Below are 23,451 nucleotides of genomic sequence, written 5' to 3'. Positions count from 1 at the left end.
AGATACCTAAATAAATATAATGAAGATAGAGCTATTTATCCCTTGTTTTATAGATCAATTATATCCTGAAACTGCATTTAATACCATTAAGGTTTTGGAAAAAGCAGGTTGCGAAATCTCATACAACTCCAAACAAACCTGTTGTGGACAGCCTGCTTACAATGCAGGTTATTGGGAGCAAGCCAAGGAAATAGGCACGAAGTTTTTATCAGATTTTTCGGAGAGCGAATACATCGTGGCGCCATCTTCATCTTGCGTGGGCATGGTAAAAGGTGGTTACAATGATTTGTTTACCAATACCATTGTACATAACAAATGTAGAAATGTACAATCCAACATATTTGAATTATCGGATTTCCTGGTCAACGTATTGAAAAAAGATTATTTCGGAGCTGAATTAGAAGGTAAAGCGGTTTATCACGATTCGTGCAGTGGATTAAGAGAGTGTAAAATCAAAGAAGAACCTCGTCAGCTACTTTCTAGAGTAATAGGTTTAGAAATGCTCGAAATGAAAGATACCGATATGTGTTGCGGTTTTGGTGGTACTTTTGCCGTTAAATTTGATGCCATTTCATCGGCCATGGCAGAGCAAAAAGTTAATAACGCTCTAGAAATGGATGCGGATTACATCATCTCAACCGACCTTTCTTGTTTGCTGCACCTCGACGGCTATATCAAGAAAAATAACATTCCACTCAAGACAATGCACCTAGCGGATGTACTGGCGAATGGTTGGTTAGAAAGTACCGAATATTAATTTTTCTGTCGATTAAACCAATCACTAAAATATCAATCAAAGCACTTGCAAATTAGCTGATTGTTACATTGTAAAACTACAGTTATAAAACAAAATTATAACTTTTGTTAACATGAAATTTATTGAGATAGAGTTAGTTTTGCGTAATTATAATCGAAAACAAAACAATAAATGAAAAGAATATTTATCGCTTTTTTAAGTGTATTGGCTTTTACAGTTAATGCACAGGCACAAAAGAAATCGGGAGCTATCCAATTTGAAACTATAATTGACCCAATTGCAGTTGCCGAAGCAAGTGGCAGACAAATACCTGAGCAAATGAAAGCTCGTATGCCTAAATCCATCAAATCTAATTACGAATTACTTTACAATGCTACCAATGCAAGCTATATGCCTGTAACAGAAACAGAGGATAGCAATAGCGGCGGCGGTCCAGGTGGTGGTATGAGATTTGGCGGCGGTTTCGGTGGTGGTAATAAAGAATATTACTACACCTTTGCCGACCAAAAATTGGTTGAAGTGTTTGATTTAATGGATACTACTTATGTGATGCCAACTAAATTAGCTTTGGCTTCAATCAATCAATTTGGTGGCGGTAATGGCGTAAGAAACAGTAATCAAAATAACAATGCAGTACAATTTTTAGATGTTCCTCCTGTAGTAGATATTATCAAATCTGATGAAACTAAAAAGATTGTTAATCTTGATTGCAAGAAAGTAACTATAAGAACTACTCGTAAAGCGAAAGTTTTAGATATGGATAAAGACGTGGTTGACGAAACAGTACTTTGGTATACCAATGATTTGGGCTTTAACTTTTCCCCAATGCCAAACTTATGGACGGAAGGAGCTGTATTAGCTATTGAAATTAAAGGTGGCGGTACCACAGCAAAAAGTATTGAGTACAGAAACGTTAGTAATAAAGACGTAACTGCTCCTAAAAAGGCAACGGCAATTACTCTAGAACAATACCAAGCTAAACAAGCTGCTATGATGGCTAGGTTTAGAAATAACAACGGCAACCGTCAAGGTGCTACTGGTAGAGTAAACTAAGGAATTCCATTTTATATTTTTAGAATGTCTCGGCTGTGGTCGGGACATTTTTTGTTTACAGACAGCTGACGTTCCCGCAGATTTTCGCTGATTGAACCGCAGATTAAGGAGATCTTTACTATTCAAATATCTGCGAAAATCTGTTGGAAAAGCTAGATGCCATTTGCCTTCCTAAAAATAGATTTAGCAATTTCATCAGTATTGAAGTTTACAAGGATGCCGAGTTTTAATCCGGACAACTTCAAATAAGTGATTAATTGTTTATGGTGAACATTTAACAGCGTTTCAACTGATTTTATTTCGATGATAACTTTATCTTCAACTAAAAAGTCTAGCCGATAGCATATATCCAACTGAATACTTTCATATTGCATGGTTAAAGGAACTTGTTTAGCGTAGAAAAGTCCTCTTCTTCCTAATTCAAATCCTAAAGCGGCTTCATAAGCAGACTCTAAAAGACCGGGCCCAAGGTTATTGTATACCTCGAAAATCGCTCCACGTATTTCATAAGAGATTTCGTTTTCAGTCATAATCCATAGAATAGGTTATTTGAATATAATACTTTTAAAAGAATGCCCGCTGATTTTAACAGATTGGAAACGCAGATATAAAAAGATATTTATTTTTTCCGTACTGCAAAAATCTGCGGAAACATCACCGAAATCTGCGGGCCGAAAGTTTAAAAATAGAAAGGAAAACCCTATCTTTGCACAAAATAAAATCACACACGTAAGTGATTTTGCATAACAATTTTATAAACTCTAAATCATAGTTGTAGATGATTAACATTACATTACCTGACGGCTCAGTACGTCAGTATGAACAGGGCGTAAGTGCCCATCAAATTGCCTTGTCAATATCAGAAGGCCTAGCAAGAAACGTTTTAGCAGCAGAAGTAAACGGAGAAGTTTGGGACAGTACACGTCCAATCGAAGCTGATTCTGCAGTTAAATTATTGACTTGGAACGATACCGCAGGAAAATCAACTTTCTGGCATTCATCTGCCCACTTAATGGCAGAAGCTTTAGAAGCGCTTTATCCAGGAACTAAATTTGGTATCGGTCCAGCTATCGAAACTGGCTTCTACTATGATGTAGATTTCGGAGAAGTAGAATTTTCATCTGATGATTTCAAAAAAATCGAAGATAAAATGTTGGAGCTGGCTAAGCAAAAGGAAGTTTTCCAACGTACTAGTGTTAGCAAAGCTGATGCTATAAAATATTTCACAGAAAAAGGCGACGAGTACAAATTAGATTTGTTAGAAGGTTTAGAGGATGGAAAAATTACTTTCTATACCCAAGGCAGTTTTACAGATTTATGTCGCGGTCCACACATTCCCAATACTGGCGTAATCAAAGCAATAAAATTGATGAACGTTGCTGGTGCGTACTGGAGAGGCGATGAAACTAAAAAACAGTTAACACGTATTTACGGTGTTACTTTTCCTAAGGCAAGTGAGTTAACAGAGTATCTTCACATGATTGAAGAGGCTAAAAAACGTGACCACCGTAAATTGGGTAAAGAATTAGAACTTTTCACTTTCTCAGAAAAAGTAGGAATGGGCTTACCAATGTGGTTACCAAAGGGAACTGCTTTGCGTGAACGTTTGGTGCAATTTTTAACTAAAGCGCAACAAAAATCTGGTTACGAGCAAGTAATTACCCCGCATATTGGTCACAAGAATTTGTATATCACTTCTGGTCACTATGAGAAATATGGTAAGGATGCTTTTCAGCCGATAAAAACACCACAAGAAGGAGAGGAGTTCTTCCTAAAACCGATGAACTGCCCACACCACTGTGAATTATATAAATTTAAACCTCGTTCGTACAAAGATTTACCAGTTCGCTTTGCGGAATTTGGTACAGTTTATCGTTACGAGCAAAGTGGCGAGTTACACGGTTTAACTCGTGTACGTGGCTTCACTCAAGATGATGCGCATTTATTTTGTCGCCCAGACCAAGTAAAAGACGAGTTTAAAAAAGTGATCGATTTGGTACTTCACGTATTTAAGTCTTTAGGTTTTGATAACTATATCGCTCAGGTTTCATTACGTGATCCAGAAAACAAAACTAAGTATATCGGTTCTGATGAAAATTGGAAACTAGCCGAAACTGCGATTATTGAAGCTGCAGAAGAAAAAGGCTTGCCAACTGTAGTAGAATATGGTGAAGCTGCTTTTTATGGGCCTAAGTTAGACTTTATGGTACGTGATGCGCTGGGTAGAAAATGGCAATTAGGTACAATTCAGGTAGATTATAATTTACCTGAGCGTTTCGAATTGGAATATACTGGTAGTGATAACCAAAAGCACCGCCCAGTGATGATTCACCGTGCACCATTTGGTTCTTTAGAACGTTTTGTGGCCGTACTTATCGAACACTGCGGTGGAAACTTCCCATTATGGCTTTCTCCTGAACAGTATATCATTCTTCCTATTTCAGAAAAGTATGAAGAATATGCAAAAAAAGTTTCAGAAGAACTAAATAATTCCGATATTCGCGGTCTAATTGACTTTCGTGATGAGAAAATCGGAAGGAAAATTAGGGATGCTGAAGTTAAAAAGTTGCCTTATATGCTGATAATCGGCGAAAAGGAAATGGAAGAAGGAAAAGTTTCTGTTCGTAAACATGGCGAAGGAGATTTGGGAAGCATGACTTTGGCAGAGTTTAGTGAATTAATTAATAAAGAAATAACAGTTTAAACAAGGAAAGCATTTGGCATTAGGAAGACCAGGATTTAACAGGGGACCACGTCCACCTTTTAAGAAAAAAGAAGCAGAACATAATATTAACGAGCATATTCGTGCACAAGAAGTTAGGCTGTCTGGGGATAATGTAGAACAAGGTATTTATCCGCTATCAAAGGCATTGGCTTTTGCTGAGGAGCTTGAACTTGATTTAGTTGAGATTTCTCCAAACGCTAACCCACCTGTTTGTCGTATTATGGACTATAGTAAGTTCATGTATGAGCAAAAGAAAAAGCAGAAGGAAATTAAAGCTAATGCTAAGCAAACGGTTATTAAAGAAATCCGTTTCGGACCTAACACCAATGACCACGATTTTCAATTCAAATTGAAACATGCTGTTGGTTTCTTGGAAGCAGGCGAAAAAGTAAGAGCTTATGTACACTTTAAAGGTAGAGCTATTGTTTACAAAGAACAAGGTGAAATCTTATTGTTAAAGTTTGCTCAAGCGTTGGAAGAAATAGGTAAAGTAGAACTTTTACCTAAATTAGAAGGTAAGCGTATGTTTTTAACATTAGCACCTAAAGCAGCAAAAAAGTAATAAATTATATAAATTAACAGGTTATGCCAAAAATGAAAACCAATTCCAGTGCTAAAAAGCGTTTTTCGCTTACTGGAACAGGTAAAATTGCAAGAAAGAACGCCTACAAAAGTCACATCTTAACAAAAAAGAGTACTAAACGTAAGCGTAACTTAACCACCACTAGCATGGTAAATGATGCTGACATGGGCAACGTTAAACGTATGCTTTGCATCGGTAAGTAATTAATTTTTAACCCGATACTCGGTTCCAAGATTGCAGTAAAATGCAACACCGCTTATCAAAACACAACACATTATGCCTCGTTCGGTAAACGTAGTAGCTGCTAGACGCAGAAGGAAAAAAGTCCTAAATATGGCCAAAGGCTATTGGGGATCAAGAAGCAAGGTTTTTACCATTGCTAAAAACACGGTTGAAAAAGGTTTGCAATATGCATACCGTGACCGTAAAGCTAAGAAAAGAGAATTCCGTGCTTTATGGATTCAACGTATCAACGCTGGTGCTCGCGAGTACGGCGTATCTTACTCTCAACTTATTGGTAAATTAGCTGCAAAGAACATCGGTTTAAACCGTAAAGTTTTAGCTGATTTAGCGATGAACAATAAAGATGCTTTTAAAGCTGTTATTGATGCAGTAAAATAAGATACTGAAATATTAAGAAAAGGGAGCGATGAAAATTGCTCCCTTTTTTTATATAGATCCTCGTCATTGCGAAGCACGAAGCAATCTTAGTTACCTTTTAAACTGATGCTGAAATAAATTCAGCATGACGGATTATATTATACAGTCTTCGTCACCCTAAATTTATTTCAACATATGCCAAATAAGTAATTGTTTAGAGGTTACTTGGCTTGTAAGATTGCTTCGTGCCTCGCAATGACGAGAAAGTTTGTTAATCAAATGTTGTAAAAACCATTTTCTAATTGGCTTGTTCCTTTTTTAAAAGAAAGTATATTATGTCTAAGTTCACAGAATTGATAAATGGTGATAAACCAGTTTTGGTAGATTTTTTTGCTGAGTGGTGTGCGCCTTGTAAAACGATGGCTCCGATATTAACGGAGTTGAAAAGTCAGATAGGAGATAAGGCTGCAATTATAAAAGTTGATGTAGATAAAAACCAAGCTGCTGCCAGTGCCTTTAATGTACAAGGTGTGCCAACCTTCATTTTATTTAAAAAGGGAAAAGCAGTTTGGCGACAAAGTGGTGCAGTGCCTGCTCCTCAATTAAAACAGTTGATCGAGATGCATTCATAATACCTAAAGTTTTATCACCTTAGATGGCGTAATCGCAAAAACTTGGTCTGGCATTTTTGGTTTCACTAATTGTAATCCTGTAAAAGCACTAAAAGCTGGGAGAATTGAATAATCTTCGCCAAAATAAAAGCACGGAAATTTTAAGCGCTGCTTTGCCTTATTGTATATGCTTATGCCAGGATGAATGTGACCACTAATGGCATACAATTCTGATTTGCAATGCGCAACGTCGTGTATGAAACAGAAATTGTTAGTTTCGTAATTAGGCTCATAAATTTCGATGGCTAGATTTTCGTAGATTTCTTTTTTTTGCCTATCGTGATTTCCTTTTACCAAGATGAACTCGATGTCGTTAAATTCTTGCCTCCATTTCGCGAATTCATCAATCTCAGTATTGTAATCGCTATGGAACATATCGCCATTGATGAGTAACGTTGTAGGTTGATATTGGTGTAGTAATACTGAAAGTCTGCTTAAATCACTTTGTGAAATACTATTTGGAACTGCCAAACCAGCTTTTCGGAAATGAGCGGCTTTTCCTAAATGTAAATCGCTAATAGCTAGTAATTTTTCATTTGGTAGGAAAATGGCACGTTCTTTATCTAAAATAATTTCTTCTCCTCTGATTTCGATTTTCACGTTGCAAATTTACACAGAATACAAAACATTAAGAAGTTAAGTGGAATTAAGATTTTTGTTACGAACTCAATATGTCTTAATTGCTTAATTTTAAAATGATGTATTTTGATATCATTTAAAAACTTCCTTTTTCATCCGCTCAATGCGTTGTTCCAATTCTTCGGAACTCATATTTGCACGCAAGCTATCCACTTTGATTGGAAATGATAGAGGTGTAAAGCGCTTAGGATAAGTGATGACGATATTACTATTCTGAATACGATGTAAAGCAGCGGCTAACCTTGGTTCTTCTAATTGCTGATAAAAAACCTCCTCGTAAGATTGTCTTAGTAAAAGATTGTGCTTATCGAAATCATTAAATACGTTGAAAAATAAGCCAGCGCTAGATTGCAAATGCTTATTCTTTACATACTTTCCTGGATAACCTTGGAAAACTAGTCCGGAAATACAGGCAATATCTCTAAATTTTCTTCTGGCCATTTCCGTAGAGTTGATGCTTAAAGTGATGTCTTCAGCTAAATTTACGGGAGAAAAAACTTCATAAGCAATTGCGTCATCCATAGGTATTTCAGTATCACTTAATAGTTCAAAGCCGTAATCATTCATCGCAATAGAAAAAGTGATTGGTACCAACTTACTTAATCGGTAAGCGACTAAAGCACCCAAAATTTCATGCACTAATCTTCCTTCAAATGGATAAGCAAATAAATGAAACCCTTCGCGATTGTTAATCATTTCAATCAGCAATTCGTCATTTCTAGGTACATGAGAACGTTCTTGCTGAATTAGAAATAACGGATAAACAGTATCAAGTTCTTCATCTTGATGTTTTTTATCCAATACTTCGTTGTATTTTTTTCGAAGTACCGCTCCTAAATTCGAAGAAAGTGGTAATCTGCCGCCCAACCAACTAGGTGACATGGCCTTTTTTTGTTTACTGCGACGAACAATTACCGTCATGTCTTTAATTTGTACAAATTCTAAAACTCTTCCAGCGAGAATAAAACTATCGCCAGCTTTAATTTTAGATACAAAATATTCTTCGACCATACCAATATAACCGCCACTTAGAAACTTTACTTTTAACATGGCATCGCTTACAATGGTTCCAATATGAAGTCGGTGGCGCATGGCGATTTGTCTGCTTTTCACCTTCCATAAGCCGTCGTCATCTTTCACTACTTTTTTAAACTCGTTGTAAGCAGTTAAGCTATCTCCACCAGAGGTGATGAATTGCATTGCCCAAGCCCATTCTTCAGGAAGCAATTCTTTAAAAGCATTGGTTTGGATAATTTCCTGATAGATAATTTTGTCATCGAAGCCATCGCCTACTGCTAAGGTAACAAGGTATTGAATTAGCGTATCGAAGACCATCACGAATGGTTCTCTACTTTCGATGTTATTTTCTCTGGCGGCCTCTTTTATAGCAGCGGCTTCTACAATTTCTAAAGCATGCGTAGGTAAGAAGTAGATTTTGGAGATTTCATTTGGTGAATGTCCTGAACGACCGGCACGCTGTAAAAATCGAGCTACACCTTTTGGCGAACCAATCTGCACGACAGTGTCTACAGGCTTAAAATCGACCCCTAAATCTAAAGATGAAGTAGCAATTACTGCTTTTAGCAAACCACTGTGCAAACTGTCTTCAATCCAATTTCTTAGCTCAAAATCTATAGAGCCATGATGAATGGCTATTCTGCCTGCTAAATCTGGTTCAATATCCAGCAGGTGCTGATACCAAATTTCTGATTGACCACGGGTATTGATAAAGATGAGTGTGGTTTTGCTTTTCTCAATGATGGGAATAAGCTTGTGTGCTAGTTTTAAACCCAAATGTCCAGCCCATGGTAGTGTTTCAATCTTTTCGGGCAAAATGGTTTTGATTTCAATTTTCTTTTCCAGTTTTGCTTTTACAATGATTTTTTTAGCGTCAGTTTCTGGAACAATGACATCTAATGCTTCTTGGATGTTGCCAATAGTTGCAGATATGCCCCAAACTCTCAGGATTTGATTGCCGTTAGCTTTTTGCAATCCTTTAATTCTAGACAGCGCCAATTCTACCAACACACCTCGCTTACTTCCTAAAAGTTCATGCCATTCATCCGCTACGATACAATTTAAGTTTTTAAATATACTTGTTGAACCTTTTTGAGCGAGTAGTAGATGTAAACTTTCGGGAGTAATCAGCAGAATTTCTGGCATTGCTTTCTTTTGCTGTAGTTTTTCTGCCTGCGAAGTATCTCCATTACGTACGCCAACATGCCAATCTAACCCAATTTCTAATAAAACTTCCCGCATTGCTCTGGCAATATCTTTTGCCAAGGAGCGGAGAGGAGTAATCCAAATCAGTTGTAAGCCTTTAACTGGTTTCGGTTGATTTAGTCCTTCAATTACTACTGCTAAAAAAACCGAAAATGTTTTACCGAAACCAGTGGGAGCGTTTACCAAACCACTGTAACCATCAAGATAATGTTGCCATGTTTCTTTTTGAAAATCAAAAGGCTTTTTCTTATCGGCTTTTAGCCAAGAGATGATTTGTTTGTAGCCTTTAGTTTTTTGCATGGTTTTTATTGTTTTTCGTCATTTCGAGGCACGAAGCAATCTTTTAATATATCTCACTTTAAGATTGCTTCGTCATTTTTCCTCGCAATGACGACTTATGTTGGTTACTCTACAACTGAAATCAGCGCCCTTAAATCATCCAGTGTATTAATTTCATCTGCTTTTTTATCTTTTCGCCAACGGGAAATACGTGGAAAACGTAAGGCCAAACCTGCTTTATGTCTTTTGCTTTCGGCAATGCCCTCAAATGCAATTTCGAAAACTAGCTCTGGCTTTACTGTACGTACCGGACCAAATTTCTCAATGGCATTTTTGTTAACGAAGCTATTCACTTCCTTAATTTCTTTATCTGTTAAGCCAGAATAAGCCTTTGCGATGGTAATTAGTTTTTCGCCATCACGAACAGCAAAGGTATAATCCGTGTAGAAATTAGCTCTTCGTCCGCTACCTTTTTGTGCGTAAATCATCACTGTATCTACCGTGTAAGGATTGATTTTCCATTTCCACCAATCGCCACGTTTTCTGCCAGCATGAAAAATAGAGTTTACATTCTTCAACATTATTCCTTCGCTGTTAATCTCCCTGGCTGTTTCTCTAATCGCTGCCAGTTCTTGCCAATCCTTATATTCAATTACTGGCGATAAAATGGCAATGTCTTTAGTGGTCAAATTCTCGATAATTTCTTCTAGCCATTGTCTTCTTTTTGATAAAGGTTCGGTTCTCACATCTGTTCCTTTAAGTTCTAATAAGTCATAAGTGAAGAAACCAATAGGTGCATTTTCTAACTGGCTTTTATTGATGGTCTTTCTATTTAATCTTTGCTGTAAGGTGCTAAATGAAAGCACATTTCCGTCTTTTACTGCAAGTATTTCTCCATCTAATACAGTGCCGTCTGGCAGTTCATCTTTTAGAAAATGTAACTCTGGAAATTGGTCAGTCACCAGTTCTTCGCCGCGGCTCCAAATGAATAATTCTCCATTACGTTTTACAATTTGCCCGCGAATTCCGTCCCACTTCCATTCAGCTTGCCAAGCAGTAGTATCTCCTAAATTTTCAGGTTCGGTATCTATGGCATAAGCTAAGCAAAAAGGATATGGCCATGAGTTATCGGTATTTACATGGGCGCCAGCAGTTAATTCCTCGTAGGTGATTTCGTTGGGCTGCCATTTACCCATAATGCTGTGCATAATTTTATTGGCTTCTTGCTCACTTTGCTTAGCAATGGCATTCACTAACATTTTATTGGATACGCCAATCCTAAAGTTTCCAGAAATCAGTTTGTTGAAAATGAAGCGCTCTTGTGTGGCTAAACTGTCCCATGAAGTCAGGATATAATCCTTCTTTTCTTCATCGGTTTTGCCATGCAACTGTGCAAGCTCGCCAATCCATTGGTGTAAAGGTTTTTCTACAGTATGCGTAGCTGGAGGAAGCACCAAAGCTATCGTTTCACTCAAATCTCCAACACTGTGGTAGCTCTCGGTGAATAGCCACTCTGGCAAATCTGTAAGTTCAATTGCCCATTGTTTAATGAAGGTAGTGGTAATGGGCCGCTTTGGGCGCTTGCCTGTAAACATTGCAATTACATAAGGCTTGTCTCGGTCTTCAGCTTCGCTAAAATAAGTTACCAATGCCGCAATTTTGTCATTGGTTTTGTTGCTTAATTCTAACTCCTGTATTAACTGTGCGAAACGCTTCATCTATTTTGTAATTTGAGTTTCTTCTACTTTTTCTATGCTTTCCTCTGCTTCTTCGTCACCGTATTGTGTTTTAACTTCTTCTGCTTCAATACCAATCTCATTTAAGTATCTACTAAAAATTGCCGTACTGCCGTGAGTTACCATCACTTTTTCAGCGTCAGTAGCTTTAATGGCATCTAGAAGACCTGGCCAATCTGCATGGTCACTTAATGCGAAGCCAGCATCGGCACTGCGCCATCTTCTGCCAGCTCTCACAGCCATCCAACCGCTACAGATACCTGTTGCAGGGTTAGTTAGGCTTTTAATCCATTTACTGTCGGCTAATGCTGGCGGTACAATTACAATACCTTTTTGTAGTTCTTCTTTTTTAATATCCGGATTGATTTGTACAGTAGCGGGTAATTCAACGCCAGCACTTTGAAAAGCTGCATTTAACGCTGCAATGGTTCTATGTACATAAATAGGATAATCTGCTTTTAAATTGTGAATTAACCTTTGTGCTTTTCCTAAGCTATAAGCAACTAGTACACTGGTTTTATTTTTGGCGTGATTATCTGCAATCCAACTATCAATACTATCAAAAATTAATTGTTGAGGTTGCCATTTGTAAATAGGTAAGCCAAAGGTACTTTCGGAAACAAAAGTATGGCATTTTACAGGTTCAAAAGCAGTGCTGATGCCGTCGTATTCTGTTTTATAATCGCCAGAAACTACTACTATTTCTCCTTTGTACTCTAATCTAATTTGAGCTGAACCAATCACATGCCCTGCGGGAAACATGCTTAATTTTACACCATTGATATCGATTTGTTCGTTGTAAGGCAACGTTTCTACATTATCGTACAAGCCATATCTTTCTTCTAAAATAGGTTTAGTTAAGGTATGGCATAAATAGCTATTATTGCCCCATTTAGCATGGTCTGCATGTCCATGGGTAATCACAGCTTTATCTACAGGCCTCCAAGGGTCGATGTAGAAATCGCCTTGTTTACAGTAAATTCCCTTATTTGTAAATTGTATTAAAGCCATTTGTTTTAATAACGCTTATAGTAAACTATAGTTTTAAAAATAATTATCGGGTATTTAGCCGATATTCTTAATTATCGGGTAATTAGCCGATAATTTGATTTATCGGCTTTTTTGCCGATATTAGATTTATGATTGCAGTAATTACAGGAGATATTGTCAATTCGAGAGAACTACCATCCCTTTGGATAGAGACTTTAAAGGAAGCTTTATCGGCTTTGCCACAAAAAAATACCAAATGGGAAATTTTTAGGGGCGATAGTTTTCAAATTGAATTACCATCACAGCGAGCTTTTCTTACTTCGGTATATATTAAGGCGTGTATGAAGACCATTAAGGGTGCTGATGTTAGATTAAGTATTGGTTTAGGAAAAAAAGCTAAAGTGGCTACAGATAAAGTAACTGAAGCTAACGGAGAGGCTTATGTGAACTCGGGAGAGGGTTTTGATGGTTTAAAGAGTAATAAGGTAAATCTTGCAATAAAAAGTCCATCAGCTAAGTTTGATGAAGATATGAATTTGTACTTCAAGTTGGCATTAATTGCGATGGATAACTGGAGCCCAATTGCTTCTGAAGTAGTGAAACAAACCATCGAAAACCAAAATGAAAACCAAGATAAGATTGCGAAAATTTCGGGTAGAAGTCAATCTTCTATTAGCGAAGCGCTGAAGAGAGCCCATTTTTCGGAGATAATGGAGCTAGAGAAAAAATATAGATTGTTGGTCGGTAAAATCTTTAAATAATGGAAATAGCACTAATTAAACTGCTTTTGGCGCATATACTTGGTGATTTTTTCCTTCAACCAGATAAATGGGTTGTTGAAAAGGAAAGAATAAAGCTAAGGTCTGGTAAACTTTATCTGCATATAGCTTTACATATAGCATTGGTTTTTATTGTTTTTCTTTCATTTGATGTTTGGAAACAGGCTTTGATTATCGGCGTAAGCCATTATATGATAGATGCTGCTAAATTATTATTCCAGAAAGCAAACACTAAAAAGGTATGGTTTTTTGCCGACCAAGCATTACATATAGCAGTAATTATAATTTGCTGGTTAAGTTTTTATGAGGGAGCGAGTATCGATTTCGGCTTCGTTCAAAATCCAAAGGTTTGGCTGTATGTTTTTGGCGGATTGTTGTTGACATCGCCTACGGCAATTATTATTAAAGTGGTTATTACTCGATTTATTCCTAGTAGAAGTTCAATTTCGCTACAAAATGCAGGTAAATTTATTGGTATTTTAGAAAGACTACTGATTTATATTTTTATACTTACTAATCATTTAGAAGCTGTTGGTTTTCTTTTGGCTGCAAAATCTATTTTTAGGTTTGGCGATTTAAAAGAGGGTAACGAATTGAAGCTTACAGAATACGTTCTGATCGGTACTTTGTTGAGTTTTGGTATTGCCGTGGCAGTGTCATTAGGTGTCACTTATATCCATATCTAATTTTTAATTACAGGTTTACATGCAATCATTTGAATTAGATAAAACAGACCTTTCAAAATTAAGGAAAGCGATAGAGGGCGATGACCAACTATTGGCAGAGACTCTGGCGGAATATCATGCTTCGGAAATTGCTATACTTTTTGAGAACATCAACTCAGAAGATAGGCAGCGCATCATCAATTTGTTGGAAATAGAGAAAGCTTCAGAAGTGATTGCCGAGATGAGCGAAGAGTCGCATCCTGAAGAGCTCTTGATACAATTGCACCCAGATAAACGTACGGAAATTGTAGAGGAACTGGATTATGACGATGCTACGGATATCATTTCGCAACTGGATGAGGAAGAACAGCAAGAGATTCTGGAAGACCTAAGTGCGCAGGATGCCGCAAGTATCAGGAATTTATTAAGCTACCACGAAGAAACTGCGGGTGGTTTGATGAATTCGCAAATGATTAAGGTCAATATTAATTTGACTAAGAAAGATGCGATTGATGAAATTATTAGACAGAGCGAAGAAATTGAGGAGTTTTATACGGTTTTCGTAGTAGATGATGAAGGTTGTTTTAAAGGGATAGTTTCCTTAAAAGACATTATTAAAGCAAAAGGCAATGTAAAGATTAGCGATATGGTAAATGCTGATGCAGTTTATGTGAAAGCTGATACCGACCAAGAAGAAGTGGCTAAATTGCTTTCTCAATATAACTTAACTAGTATTCCGGTAGTTGATGGACATTTGAAATTACTGGGGCGAGTTACTTTTGATGATGTGATGGATGTAATGGAAGATGAGAATACTGAAGATATCTTGAAAATATCGGGGGTTTCTGAAGATGAGGAACTCGCCGGTAATTGGATTGATGCGGTGAAATCTCGTTTGCCTTGGTTAATTATCAACTTGGGAACTGCATTTTTAGCTTCTTCTGTAATTAGGTATTTCAATGAAACTTTAGACAGGTTAGATGTTTTATCTGCTTATATGACCATTATTGCTGGTATGGGTGGGAATGCAGCTACACAAGCATTAGCTGTTACTGTTAGGCGTATTTCGTTATTCGATTTAACAGACAAACAAGCTTATAGAGCAGTATTAAAAGAGTTTACTGTTGGAATGATCAATGGTGCAGCTACAGGATTAATTGTGTTAGTAGTGGCCTATTTCTTTGATGCTAATTTGATGCTTGGCTTGGTTATATTTTTAGCGATGACAGGAAATTTAATTGTTGCTGGAATTACCGGTTCTGCTATACCATTGATGCTTAAACGCATAGGGATTGACCCTGCAATTGCTTCTTCCATTATCATTACTACATTTACCGATGTTTTCGGATTCTTTTTATTACTAGGATTGGCGAGTAAGTTGTTGTTGTGATAATAGCTCATTAATAGTACGTCATTTCGATACGAAGCGCAACAAAGTGAGAAATCTAACAACTGATTAATAGAATGCTAGATTTCTCCTCATACTTTGTCGAAATGACGAGATAGGACTAAACTGCCGTAACTCTAGTTTCTACATTTCCTTTTGTAGCGTTAGAATACGGGCAAACCGCATTTGCTTTATCTGCTAAAGATTGTGCTTCTTCAATACTGATATCAGGAATGTGAACATCTAAATCTGCCGAAAGTGCAAAACCTTTTCCATTTTTATTGAAGGATACATGAACATTCACGTTGGCATTGCTGGCATCAACTCCTTCAGGGTCGGCTACAGATTGCAGTGCACCTAAATAACAAGAGCCCCATGCTGTAGCAAACAGTTGTTCTGGATTTGGAGCACCACCTTGTCCGCCCATTTCTTTTGGTTTTCTTAAATCTGTTTCAAATATTCCGTCGCTTGATTTTGCGTGACCATCTCTACCGCCGATGACAGTAACAGAGGCTGTATATACTTTTTCCATAATATTTCAGTTTTTAAGAGCAACAACTGAATGATGGTTTTAGTTTGGTGTATAAGATATTAGTCCATCTCGTCATTGCTAGGCATGAAGCAATCTGAAACTTTAACTAATGAATAAACATGCTTTAGGATTGCTTCGTGCCTAGCAATGACGAGTTTTTTGTTAGATTTTAATTTTTTCAGTCAGTTTGAAAATATCATACGACACTTTCTGTATCAAGTCAAATTGTTCTTCGATAACGATATCCGTATCAGATAGTGGAATGCCCGCAGCATTTTTTCTTCTGATCAAAGGCACGTTACTTGCCACTGTAGTGTCTTTGCGTAAATTCTCTTCCGCATTCTCCAATAAGTAGATTGTGTTATCGGCAATCGGTTTAATATCCTGATAGTTTACACAAACGAAATGATGCTCTTTAATGTATAAAGATAGACTAGCAATGTAGGAGGAGAGTAAGTGGTTTAGTACTGTGAACTGATGCAACTCTTTAATGTGTACCTGTTTGCTTTTGGGCTCAGAAAACATTCTTTGGAACATCGAAGCTAGGTTGGAAGTCTTTACATAAACTTCCTTTCTCGCTAATTTGTAGTTAGTTAAATCAAATCCTTTTTCAAAATACAGCTTGGTTACTTCTGTAAAATACCACTGATTAGATTTGATCATATCCGTCATTGCCTCTTTTACTTTTTCGTGCTCCCAATTAGGGAAAAGAGAATAGCTAGCCATTAATGCAATGCCAGAACCTATTAAAGTGTCGTAAATCCTTTCTTTAGCAATAGACATTGTACCCATCCCCAAAAAATCGAACATGATGAGGATGTAGGGTGTCATGAAAAGTACACTTACCACATAGTTTTTACGCTGAAAACTATATCCTGCAATCATGAATAAGATAAGGATGACAAAAAGCGTATTCTTATCGTGAACATAATGAAGTACGCCCATTCCGATAAATGCTCCAGCAACTGTCCCTATGATACGATGATAATTTCGTTCTTTCGTAAGACTAAAGCCTGGTTTCGAAATCACCAAAATAGTCAGCAAAATCCAATAACTATGGGCGAAATCTAAGCTTTTGGCTACTACAAATCCGATAAACATTACAATAGCAACTCTAACAGAGTGTCTAAATGTAGATGAACTGAAAGTGAGGTTGTTAATCAGTAGCTTTACATTGATTTCTTGGGAAGTCACAAATTTACCTACGTCAACATCTCCCTTTTTAATTTTACTCTGCTCGTTCTTGTTAAAGTACTTGTTGATGGTTTTTATTCTACCAACTATATTTTCAATGTTTACCTCAATATTTCTAAGTGCAATAATGCCTAAGGTGTTATATTTTTCGCTTTTATTCTGTTCTAAATCGCTTATTTCTTGACGTAATTTGGCTAAATCATTTTCCAGATTACCTGCAAGAGTAGGCGTGCCACCGCTTTTTAAAGAAAATGCAATGTCATCTAAGGAATCGGCGATTTTATTGATGGCTTCTTCGTAATGAGACAAAATGCCAACAGAGTCAAATTGTTCGTGAAGTTGCTTGTAGTTGTAATATGTAGACATTACCTGCTCAAACAAATCTACAGTGTCTGTAAAAACAATAAGCAAGAACCTGCCTTGCGGCGTAGATTCTCTTACAATTTCTCTCGTTTTGAAAAGTACCTCACGAACTTCGTCCTGTTTTTGATGTACATCTACCTGTAGTTGTAATAAATCAGCGTAATTCTTTTCGTAATTGGTGTATTGCGAATAAAATTTAGCTTTTGCTCGTAAGAAATCAGCTATTTCATGTATAGAGTCACTTAAAGTTTGTTGAGCTAATCGATAAGGGCGTAGTCGGTAAATAATATAGCTTAATGAGGTGTACCAAATACCGCCAAGCAGCACTAGCATGCTGTAGAAAATTACTTCTTTCCACGGACGTACATCATCAATACTTAAAATCATGACAAGTAGTACCGATGTGCCTATAGAAGCAGCTCTAGCTCCATACAAAAAGAGCATAGAAAAAATGAAGCTGAATGCAACCAATAAGATACCGATGAAAATATCACTTTTGTTGGTTAACCCAACGATGATAGATACTAAGAAAAGTAAGGCAGTAGTTACAAACATGGCATTTCTGCGATGATGTATTGGTCCAGGAGAATCTACTATGCTAACACACAGTGCTCCTAGAGATAAAGTCATGCCAAATTGGAGCATACCGAAATGCGCCATAATTAGAGAGGGGCAAAGTACCCCAAAAGTAATACGAAGACCTTCCGCAAAATAGTTGCTCAGTAAAAAATCTTGTGTATCTCTAATTGGCCTTTGAAGCATATACAAATCTAACACTATTTAAGTTGATTTGATTTGAAAAATGGCGGGAAATAGTCGTTTTTATGAATTTATTGCGTTAATGTTGGTTACAGGAAAATAGTCGATGCTAAAGTTTTAATAAGACTTGTTTTAAGTGTTTTTCCTAGCTCTGTATGTTCTTTTCAAATTAGTGATGCTTCTTTAGTGTTTGATAGCAAATCACAATTGAAATACACGTAAGCACAGCACCCATCATAAATGGAGCTCCTGGGAAGTAAATGCTATCATTATTATGATTTGTAAAATGGGCAAAAAGCGACGACATCATTAATGGACCAATAATGCTTGCTAAACTCATGAAGCTGGTCATGATTCCTTGCAGCTCACCTTGTTCGTCTGGCTTTACTTGTGTCGAGATAATCCCTTGGATGGCGGGACCTGTAATTCCAGCTAGGGCATAAGGTACAATAATGGCAAACATCATCCATCCTTTGGAGGCGAAAGAGAAAAGTACAAAACCAATAACATACAAGCAAAGTCCAAACATAATGGATTTCTTCTGACCCAATCTCGGAATGATTATCCGAATTAAGCCTCCCTGAACTATGGCTACTGTTACGCCAACAAATCCTAAAGAGTAGCCAATCCAGGTTTCATTCCATCCGAATTTTTCTTGCGTGTAGAACGACCAGACTGTTTGTGTAGATTGAGCTGCAATATATAGGATTAGTAAAGCTATCAAAAGCCCAAGCAGCGAAGGGTAGCGTTTAATTTGCATCAATGCACCTATCGGATTTGCTCGCTTCCAATCAAATGCTCTTCTGTTTTCCTTCTTTAGTGATTCTGGTAAAATGAAGTAGCCATATAACCAATTGATGAGCGACAAGCCGCCTGCAATCATAAAAGGTACTCTGGTTCCGAACTGACTAAAAACACCGCCAATTACTGGGCCGATGATAAAACCTAAACCAAAAGCCGCACCGATTAAACCGAAGTTTTGAGCTCGTTTTTCGGGAGTGCTTACATCGGCAATATAGGCCGAAGCCGTAGTGATACTAGCTCCGCAAAGACCAGCGATAATGCGTCCGATAAACAGCAAAGTAATGGTATGTGCAAATGATAAAAAGAAGTAATCAATAGCCATTCCGAAGAGTGAAATTAGCAGCACTGGACGACGTCCCATTTTATCACTAAGTGCACCTAAAATAGGAGAGCAGACGAACATCATTAACGAATAAACGGTCAATAAAAAACCACCATATTCTGAAGCTTCACTAAGTGTTGCTCCAGTAAGTTCTTTAATTAAAGCTGGCATAATTGGAATGATAATTCCGAAACCAATGCAGTCGAATAGGATAGTGACTAAGATAAAAAATACACCTGCATTTCTGTTGTTCGCCATGTTGTGTTTTGTTGGTGTGCAAAGGTAATATAATTTATGATTTACTGCTTTTAGCTACTGCCTTGATATGGTTAAGCTGTATTCGGTAAGAAGAAGTTGATTTTGTACTTAAAATTGAAAACCTCCCATTTATTTGGTTAAAAATACGTTCGGAATTTAATTTTGTTTGTTATTTTAAACTTCTGTAAATCAGTAGTTATTTTTATATTCATCTTAATTAAAGCTTTACTCAAATCATTTTTACAGCATGAAAATTTGTTAAAATGCAAAATAAAATTCTGTTATGATGTTTTGTATGCTGTATATCAATGTGTTGTGATGTTGTTTTGAATGGGTTATTGCTGTTTCTGGTATGCGACTATAAAGTCAGTTCTCATAGTTTTAAAACGTTCAATTACTGTCTCAATAAATTCTTCGTCAATGATTTGAAACACCTCGTTAACGCCTCCGCCAGTAAGATCTAATTCTGAAATTTTGTAGCTCTGTTCGTATGGTCCTTGTTCAAATTTTACGATGAATTTTTGGTTCATACTAAAGATGCTAATCTTACATTGAGGGTGCGGAAGTTCTGCTATAATTCTCATTTTTTTAGTTCAATTTATGTTCATAAGTTTAGCATTGGTAGCGTTCAATTCGTAGCCATTTCTAATGATGAAAATTTGCCAGTTTTGAACGCTACTCATGCTTTAATTTAGGCTAGAATTTTACGCCCATTTCTTTCAGTAAAAAGTCTGCTTTGTCAATTTTTGAAGCCGCCCAAAGTACGTATCTAATGTCTACTCCAATTGAGCGACTATAGCTTTCATTCCAAGCATAATCATTGATGGTGGCACCATAAGCTCTGTCGAAGTTCACGCCTATTAATTCGCCGTTAGCATTCATAATTGGCGAGCCCGAATTTCCGCCTGTAGTATCCATGTTATAAAGAAATGCAACAGGTACATCGTTCAGTTCCTTTTTGGCAAATGAGCCGAAATCCTTCTTGTTCCATAATTCCTTAATGATGTTCGGATAGTAGAAGTCTGGATTACCGGAAGTACCTTTTTCAATAATTCCTTTTACCGTGGTGTAAGGTGACATATAAGTGGCATCGGCAGGAGAGTAACCACGCACATATCCATAGGTTAGCCTTAATGTGCTATTTGCATCTGGCACAAATCCCTTTTTTAAGAACTTCTCCTTGATGTTTACGTAGTCGCCCATCAATTTGTTCAATATACCATCTCTGCGGTCTTTCTCGGGCTTAATTTCGTTAATCTGACGAGAGATGTCTGTTTCCAATAGCAACAACCCGTCGTTGTAGTCGCTGATTGATTTTGGAGATTTCAGTAAATTGTTGGATACGTAGTTTTGATCTTTCAACTTAGATAAGCCAAAAGTGTCATTAATGTATTCATCTATCATCGCTTCGTTGTTGCTACCACGATTAATGATTTTAGCTACAGCGATAACCCTTTGATTTGGCGTAAAAGCTACAGCATCCATTAGCATACGCTTAAAGATACGTCTATCAGCATCAATGTGATAAGCGTCGTATATATTGCCAAGAACTTGCTTCAGTTTACCAACATTGTTTTCGAAATAAACTTGTTTTTGTGCCGCAGGCTGCTGGTTCAAGTTACTTTTAAAGATATTGATGTTTTTAGCTACATTTACCAAGCTAGTTGAATTATAGATTTGGCTAAACCATAAATCTCTGTTCGCATCACTGTTAATCAGCTTGTACAGTTGGTCGATATTGGCCATTAGATTTCCATACTGTGCTTTGACTTCTACGTTTCCATTGATGAATTCGGCTAGAGCAGCATCTTCTTGTTGTTTTTGAGCAACCAAATCAATTCCTTTGATACCGGCTAGCTTACCTCTGTAGTTCTTCATCACATTTGCATTGCGCTTAATACGAGTAGCCAATTTAAGTTCGGTAGCCTTGTCTTTTTTGCCGATAGCTTCCATAGTTGCGTTTTGGAAATCGAACAAATCTGAAGTATATGGTAATACGTATTTCGCTTGGTAATCAATAAATTGAGCAGGGCGATGACGGAAAGTTCTACCTGGATAACCAAGGATAAATACGAAATCTTCTTCGTTGGTACCGCTAGCGTTTACTTTTAACGACTTTTTAGGTTTAAATGGAACGTTGTCTTTGCTGTATTTAGCTGGTTTTCCGTCTTTGCCTACGTAAGCTCTCATAAACGAATAATCGCCAGTATGACGAGGCCAAACCCAGTTGTCAGTTTCTCCACCAAATTCTCCAATTTGACGGTTTGGTACATATACCAATCTCACATCCTGAATGGTTTTGTATCTGAATAACACATATGTTTTGCCGATAAACATTTCTGAAACTTCCGCTTTGATGCTAGGATCTTTTTGCTCTGCTTCGGCTGCTATGTTTTTCATCATGTTGTTGATCATCTGTAAGCGAGTAGCTGGATTTTCAACGTTGGATACAGAGCCAAGTATTTTGTCGGATACATCTTCATAACTTTCTGTAATACGACAAGTTAATCCTTTTGCTTCAATTTCTTGTTCACGTGTTCTAGCTACAAATCCGTTATTCAAATAGTCATTTTCTGGTGTACTTGCCAATTGCACGGCACTAAAAGCGCAGTGATGATTGGTGATGATTAATCCTTCATCAGAAACGAAAGAACCAGTACAACCACCTACATTAACTAATGCATCTACCAAGCTGATTCCATTGGGATTATATACTTCATTAGGCTCAATTTTTAAGCCTGCCTTTTTTAAGTCTACTTTATGGATTTCACTCAAAGGAAACATTCCTTCTTCACGAAATTTATATCCCAAAAGGCCCAAACCGCCCGTTAGGAGTAAAGTAATTGATAAGATTTTCTTGTTCATTGTGTTGTTAGTTAAGTTCTAATCGTTCAAAACTAAGTAAATTGTTTTAACTAGCCGATGATTGTGGAATAGTTCTGAAATGTGGATTAGGTAAAATTGTTGTAAGGTTTAGATTTGCGCTTGGTTCAACTTACTACTTTTAACTTATTACTTTTAACTTTACGCTATGGCAGAAGATTTATCAATTTTAAAAGAAGCTTCAAAAGAAGAAAAGTATATATCAATCATTCCTCAAATTAAGGCATTAATAGATGGCGAGCAGGATTTGATAGCTAATCTCGCTAATATAAGCGCAGCACTAAAAGAGCAGTTCAATTGGTTTTGGGTTGGCTTTTATCTAATAAAAAATGATGAATTGGTTTTAGGGCCATTTCAAGGTCCGGTAGCATGTACGAGGATTAAAAAAGGAAAAGGAGTTTGTGGCTCATCTTGGGAACAAGAAAAAACGTTAGTTGTCCCTAATGTTGATGAATTCCCTGGTCATATAGCCTGTGCCTCTGCTTCAAAATCTGAAATCGTTTTGCCAGTCTATATCGATGGGAAAATTATCGGAGTGTTAGATGTAGATAGCGAATATCTATCTCATTTTGATGAAGTTGATGATAGATATCTAAATGAAATTATCAGATTGATAAATGCCTAAATTATCGCAAGAGTTTTATCAACAAGAGGATGTTGTAAGTATGGCTAAGCAGTTACTTGGCAAATTACTATTTACTTATGTTGACGGCAAATTCACAGGTGGTATCATTACCGAAACTGAAGCTTATGATGGTGTAGTGGATAAAGCTTGCCATGCTTATGGAGGAAGAAATACCAATAGAACAGCTACTATGTTTCTACGTGGTGGTGTAACTTACGTGTATCTATGTTATGGCATCCATCATTTGTTAAACGTAGTGAGTGGCAAAGAAGGGAATCCACAAGCAGTATTAATTAGAGCAATTGAACCAACTACTGGAATTGAAGTAATGCTTAAGCGTAGAAAGATGGAGAAGCTAGTACCGCGTATTACTGCGGGTCCTGGAGCGCTATCACAAGCCTTAGGTATAGATAAACAGCTCAATGCAAAGGACCTTTCAGCAAACGAAATCTGGATTGAAGATGGGAATGCTTATACAGATAATGAAATTGTTGCCACAACTAGAATTGGCGTTGCTTATGCTCAGGAACATGCACTATGGCCATTTAGGTTTTATTTGAAAGGAAATAAATTTGTGAGTAAACCTAATTCGTAATTTTTTAACACCTTAGATACCTTAGTTCA

At 37.0% G+C, this 23,451-nt stretch carries 22 protein-coding genes; 12 read left to right on the top strand and 10 right to left on the bottom strand.

What is annotated here, in order from left to right; translation table 11 throughout:
- Positions 1-19: 19 nt before the first annotated feature.
- Both CRO54_RS05240 and CRO54_RS05235 read left to right on the top strand, forming a co-directional pair.
- On the top strand, positions 20-757 hold the full coding sequence (locus CRO54_RS05240) for a (Fe-S)-binding protein (RefSeq protein ID WP_097129453.1): 738 nt from the start codon (positions 20-22) through the stop codon (positions 755-757).
- Between the two features lie 171 nt (positions 758-928).
- Positions 929-1,810 (top strand): hypothetical protein, encoded by an 882-nt coding sequence (locus CRO54_RS05235; protein WP_097129451.1) that lies wholly within the window; start codon positions 929-931, stop codon positions 1,808-1,810.
- Between the two features lie 152 nt (positions 1,811-1,962).
- Here CRO54_RS05235 and CRO54_RS05230 read toward each other — a convergent pair whose 3' ends face one another.
- Positions 1,963-2,340, bottom strand: coding sequence for a GxxExxY protein (locus CRO54_RS05230; protein ID WP_097129449.1), 378 nt, complete (start codon positions 2,338-2,340; stop codon positions 1,963-1,965).
- A gap of 248 nt (positions 2,341-2,588) precedes the next feature.
- Here CRO54_RS05230 and thrS point away from each other — a divergent pair, with 248 nt between their 5' ends.
- From thrS to trxA, 5 genes are all read left to right on the top strand, one after another.
- Positions 2,589-4,514 (top strand): threonine--tRNA ligase, encoded by a 1,926-nt coding sequence (gene thrS / locus CRO54_RS05225; protein WP_097129447.1) that lies wholly within the window; start codon positions 2,589-2,591, stop codon positions 4,512-4,514.
- A 13-nt stretch (positions 4,515-4,527) separates the two neighbouring features.
- On the top strand, positions 4,528-5,097 hold the full coding sequence (gene infC / locus CRO54_RS05220) for a translation initiation factor IF-3 (protein ID WP_097129445.1): 570 nt from the start codon (positions 4,528-4,530) through the stop codon (positions 5,095-5,097).
- A gap of 23 nt (positions 5,098-5,120) precedes the next feature.
- A complete protein-coding gene (gene rpmI, locus CRO54_RS05215) occupies positions 5,121-5,321 on the top strand; it encodes a 50S ribosomal protein L35 (RefSeq protein WP_097129443.1) in 201 nt (66 codons plus the stop codon).
- A gap of 73 nt (positions 5,322-5,394) precedes the next feature.
- Entirely contained in the window at positions 5,395-5,739 is a 345-nt protein-coding gene (rplT, locus tag CRO54_RS05210) for a 50S ribosomal protein L20 (RefSeq protein ID WP_097129441.1), read from the top strand.
- 314 nt (positions 5,740-6,053) lie between these two features.
- On the top strand, positions 6,054-6,350 hold the full coding sequence (trxA, locus tag CRO54_RS05205; protein WP_097129439.1) for a thioredoxin: 297 nt from the start codon (positions 6,054-6,056) through the stop codon (positions 6,348-6,350).
- Between the two features lie 3 nt (positions 6,351-6,353).
- On the opposite strand, the gene pdeM is transcribed toward trxA, so the two are convergent.
- From pdeM to CRO54_RS05185, 4 genes are all read right to left on the bottom strand, one after another.
- Positions 6,354-6,989, bottom strand: a complete 636-nt coding sequence (pdeM, locus tag CRO54_RS05200; RefSeq protein ID WP_097129436.1) for a ligase-associated DNA damage response endonuclease PdeM — start codon at positions 6,987-6,989, stop codon at positions 6,354-6,356.
- A 111-nt stretch (positions 6,990-7,100) separates the two neighbouring features.
- Complete coding sequence (locus CRO54_RS05195) at positions 7,101-9,551, bottom strand: ligase-associated DNA damage response DEXH box helicase (RefSeq protein WP_097129435.1); 2,451 nt, start codon at positions 9,549-9,551, stop codon at positions 7,101-7,103.
- A gap of 104 nt (positions 9,552-9,655) precedes the next feature.
- Positions 9,656-11,248: an ATP-dependent DNA ligase gene (locus CRO54_RS05190; protein WP_097129432.1), complete on the bottom strand. Its 1,593-nt coding sequence runs from the start codon at positions 11,246-11,248 to the stop codon at positions 9,656-9,658.
- Positions 11,249-12,277: a ligase-associated DNA damage response exonuclease gene (locus CRO54_RS05185; RefSeq protein ID WP_097129429.1), complete on the bottom strand. Its 1,029-nt coding sequence runs from the start codon at positions 12,275-12,277 to the stop codon at positions 11,249-11,251.
- 128 nt (positions 12,278-12,405) lie between these two features.
- Here CRO54_RS05185 and CRO54_RS05180 point away from each other — a divergent pair, with 128 nt between their 5' ends.
- The 3 genes from CRO54_RS05180 to mgtE are packed head-to-tail and all read left to right on the top strand — an operon-like array spanning position 12,406 to position 15,090.
- On the top strand, positions 12,406-13,017 hold the full coding sequence (locus CRO54_RS05180) for a transcriptional regulator (RefSeq protein ID WP_097129427.1): 612 nt from the start codon (positions 12,406-12,408) through the stop codon (positions 13,015-13,017).
- The gene (locus tag CRO54_RS05175; protein ID WP_097129425.1) at positions 13,017-13,721 is read left to right on the top strand and encodes a DUF3307 domain-containing protein; all 705 of its coding nucleotides are present in this window, start codon (positions 13,017-13,019) and stop codon (positions 13,719-13,721) included. Before CRO54_RS05180 ends, CRO54_RS05175 begins: the two co-directional genes overlap by 1 nt.
- Positions 13,722-13,740: 19 nt before the next feature.
- Entirely contained in the window at positions 13,741-15,090 is a 1,350-nt protein-coding gene (mgtE, locus tag CRO54_RS05170) for a magnesium transporter (RefSeq protein ID WP_097129422.1), read from the top strand.
- A gap of 118 nt (positions 15,091-15,208) precedes the next feature.
- Here mgtE and CRO54_RS05165 read toward each other — a convergent pair whose 3' ends face one another.
- From CRO54_RS05165 to CRO54_RS05145, 5 genes are all read right to left on the bottom strand, one after another.
- The gene (locus CRO54_RS05165) at positions 15,209-15,619 is read right to left on the bottom strand and encodes an organic hydroperoxide resistance protein (RefSeq protein ID WP_097129420.1); all 411 of its coding nucleotides are present in this window, start codon (positions 15,617-15,619) and stop codon (positions 15,209-15,211) included.
- A 162-nt stretch (positions 15,620-15,781) separates the two neighbouring features.
- Positions 15,782-17,938 carry an FUSC family protein gene (locus tag CRO54_RS05160; protein WP_097129418.1) on the bottom strand — a complete coding sequence of 719 codons (2,157 nt, stop codon included), beginning with the start codon at positions 17,936-17,938 and terminating at the stop codon, positions 15,782-15,784.
- Between the two features lie 166 nt (positions 17,939-18,104).
- Positions 18,105-19,319: a TCR/Tet family MFS transporter gene (locus CRO54_RS05155; RefSeq protein ID WP_097129416.1), complete on the bottom strand. Its 1,215-nt coding sequence runs from the start codon at positions 19,317-19,319 to the stop codon at positions 18,105-18,107.
- A 335-nt stretch (positions 19,320-19,654) separates the two neighbouring features.
- Positions 19,655-19,849 carry a hypothetical protein gene (locus tag CRO54_RS05150; RefSeq protein WP_338065621.1) on the bottom strand — a complete coding sequence of 65 codons (195 nt, stop codon included), beginning with the start codon at positions 19,847-19,849 and terminating at the stop codon, positions 19,655-19,657.
- Positions 19,850-20,015: 166 nt separating this feature from the next.
- Positions 20,016-22,184, bottom strand: a complete 2,169-nt coding sequence (locus CRO54_RS05145; protein ID WP_097129412.1) for a S46 family peptidase — start codon at positions 22,182-22,184, stop codon at positions 20,016-20,018.
- Between the two features lie 166 nt (positions 22,185-22,350).
- Between CRO54_RS05145 and CRO54_RS05140 the strand changes: the two genes are divergently transcribed.
- Positions 22,351-22,827, top strand: a complete 477-nt coding sequence (locus CRO54_RS05140) for a GAF domain-containing protein (RefSeq protein WP_097129410.1) — start codon at positions 22,351-22,353, stop codon at positions 22,825-22,827.
- On the top strand, positions 22,820-23,422 hold the full coding sequence (locus CRO54_RS05135; RefSeq protein WP_097129408.1) for a DNA-3-methyladenine glycosylase: 603 nt from the start codon (positions 22,820-22,822) through the stop codon (positions 23,420-23,422). Before CRO54_RS05140 ends, CRO54_RS05135 begins: the two co-directional genes overlap by 8 nt.
- Positions 23,423-23,451: the final 29 nt, after the last annotated feature.

The organism is Pedobacter xixiisoli (assembly GCF_900215335.1).
Taxonomy (GTDB): domain Bacteria; phylum Bacteroidota; class Bacteroidia; order Sphingobacteriales; family Sphingobacteriaceae; genus Pedobacter; species Pedobacter xixiisoli.
The sequence above is the reverse complement of the archived record's forward strand: the minus strand, read 5'-3'. Positions and strand labels throughout refer to the sequence as shown.

Coding starts and splice junctions, on each gene's coding strand:
- trxA (WP_097129439.1), top strand. CDS start 6,054: ATGTCTAAGTTCACAGAATTGATAAATGGTGATAAACCAGTTTTGGTA.
- thrS (WP_097129447.1), top strand. CDS start 2,589: ATGATTAACATTACATTACCTGACGGCTCAGTACGTCAGTATGAACAG.
- CRO54_RS05145 (WP_097129412.1), bottom strand. CDS start 22,184: ATGAACAAGAAAATCTTATCAATTACTTTACTCCTAACGGGCGGTTTG.
- CRO54_RS05165 (WP_097129420.1), bottom strand. CDS start 15,619: ATGGAAAAAGTATATACAGCCTCTGTTACTGTCATCGGCGGTAGAGAT.
- CRO54_RS05140 (WP_097129410.1), top strand. CDS start 22,351: ATGGCAGAAGATTTATCAATTTTAAAAGAAGCTTCAAAAGAAGAAAAG.
- CRO54_RS05235 (WP_097129451.1), top strand. CDS start 929: ATGAAAAGAATATTTATCGCTTTTTTAAGTGTATTGGCTTTTACAGTT.
- CRO54_RS05155 (WP_097129416.1), bottom strand. CDS start 19,319: ATGGCGAACAACAGAAATGCAGGTGTATTTTTTATCTTAGTCACTATC.
- CRO54_RS05160 (WP_097129418.1), bottom strand. CDS start 17,938: ATGCTTCAAAGGCCAATTAGAGATACACAAGATTTTTTACTGAGCAAC.
- CRO54_RS05175 (WP_097129425.1), top strand. CDS start 13,017: ATGGAAATAGCACTAATTAAACTGCTTTTGGCGCATATACTTGGTGAT.
- CRO54_RS05190 (WP_097129432.1), bottom strand. CDS start 11,248: ATGAAGCGTTTCGCACAGTTAATACAGGAGTTAGAATTAAGCAACAAA.
- CRO54_RS05180 (WP_097129427.1), top strand. CDS start 12,406: ATGATTGCAGTAATTACAGGAGATATTGTCAATTCGAGAGAACTACCA.
- CRO54_RS05135 (WP_097129408.1), top strand. CDS start 22,820: ATGCCTAAATTATCGCAAGAGTTTTATCAACAAGAGGATGTTGTAAGT.
- CRO54_RS05150 (WP_338065621.1), bottom strand. CDS start 19,849: ATGAACCAAAAATTCATCGTAAAATTTGAACAAGGACCATACGAACAG.
- mgtE (WP_097129422.1), top strand. CDS start 13,741: ATGCAATCATTTGAATTAGATAAAACAGACCTTTCAAAATTAAGGAAA.
- CRO54_RS05240 (WP_097129453.1), top strand. CDS start 20: ATGAAGATAGAGCTATTTATCCCTTGTTTTATAGATCAATTATATCCT.
- CRO54_RS05195 (WP_097129435.1), bottom strand. CDS start 9,551: ATGCAAAAAACTAAAGGCTACAAACAAATCATCTCTTGGCTAAAAGCC.
- rpmI (WP_097129443.1), top strand. CDS start 5,121: ATGCCAAAAATGAAAACCAATTCCAGTGCTAAAAAGCGTTTTTCGCTT.
- CRO54_RS05185 (WP_097129429.1), bottom strand. CDS start 12,277: ATGGCTTTAATACAATTTACAAATAAGGGAATTTACTGTAAACAAGGC.
- CRO54_RS05230 (WP_097129449.1), bottom strand. CDS start 2,340: ATGACTGAAAACGAAATCTCTTATGAAATACGTGGAGCGATTTTCGAG.
- rplT (WP_097129441.1), top strand. CDS start 5,395: ATGCCTCGTTCGGTAAACGTAGTAGCTGCTAGACGCAGAAGGAAAAAA.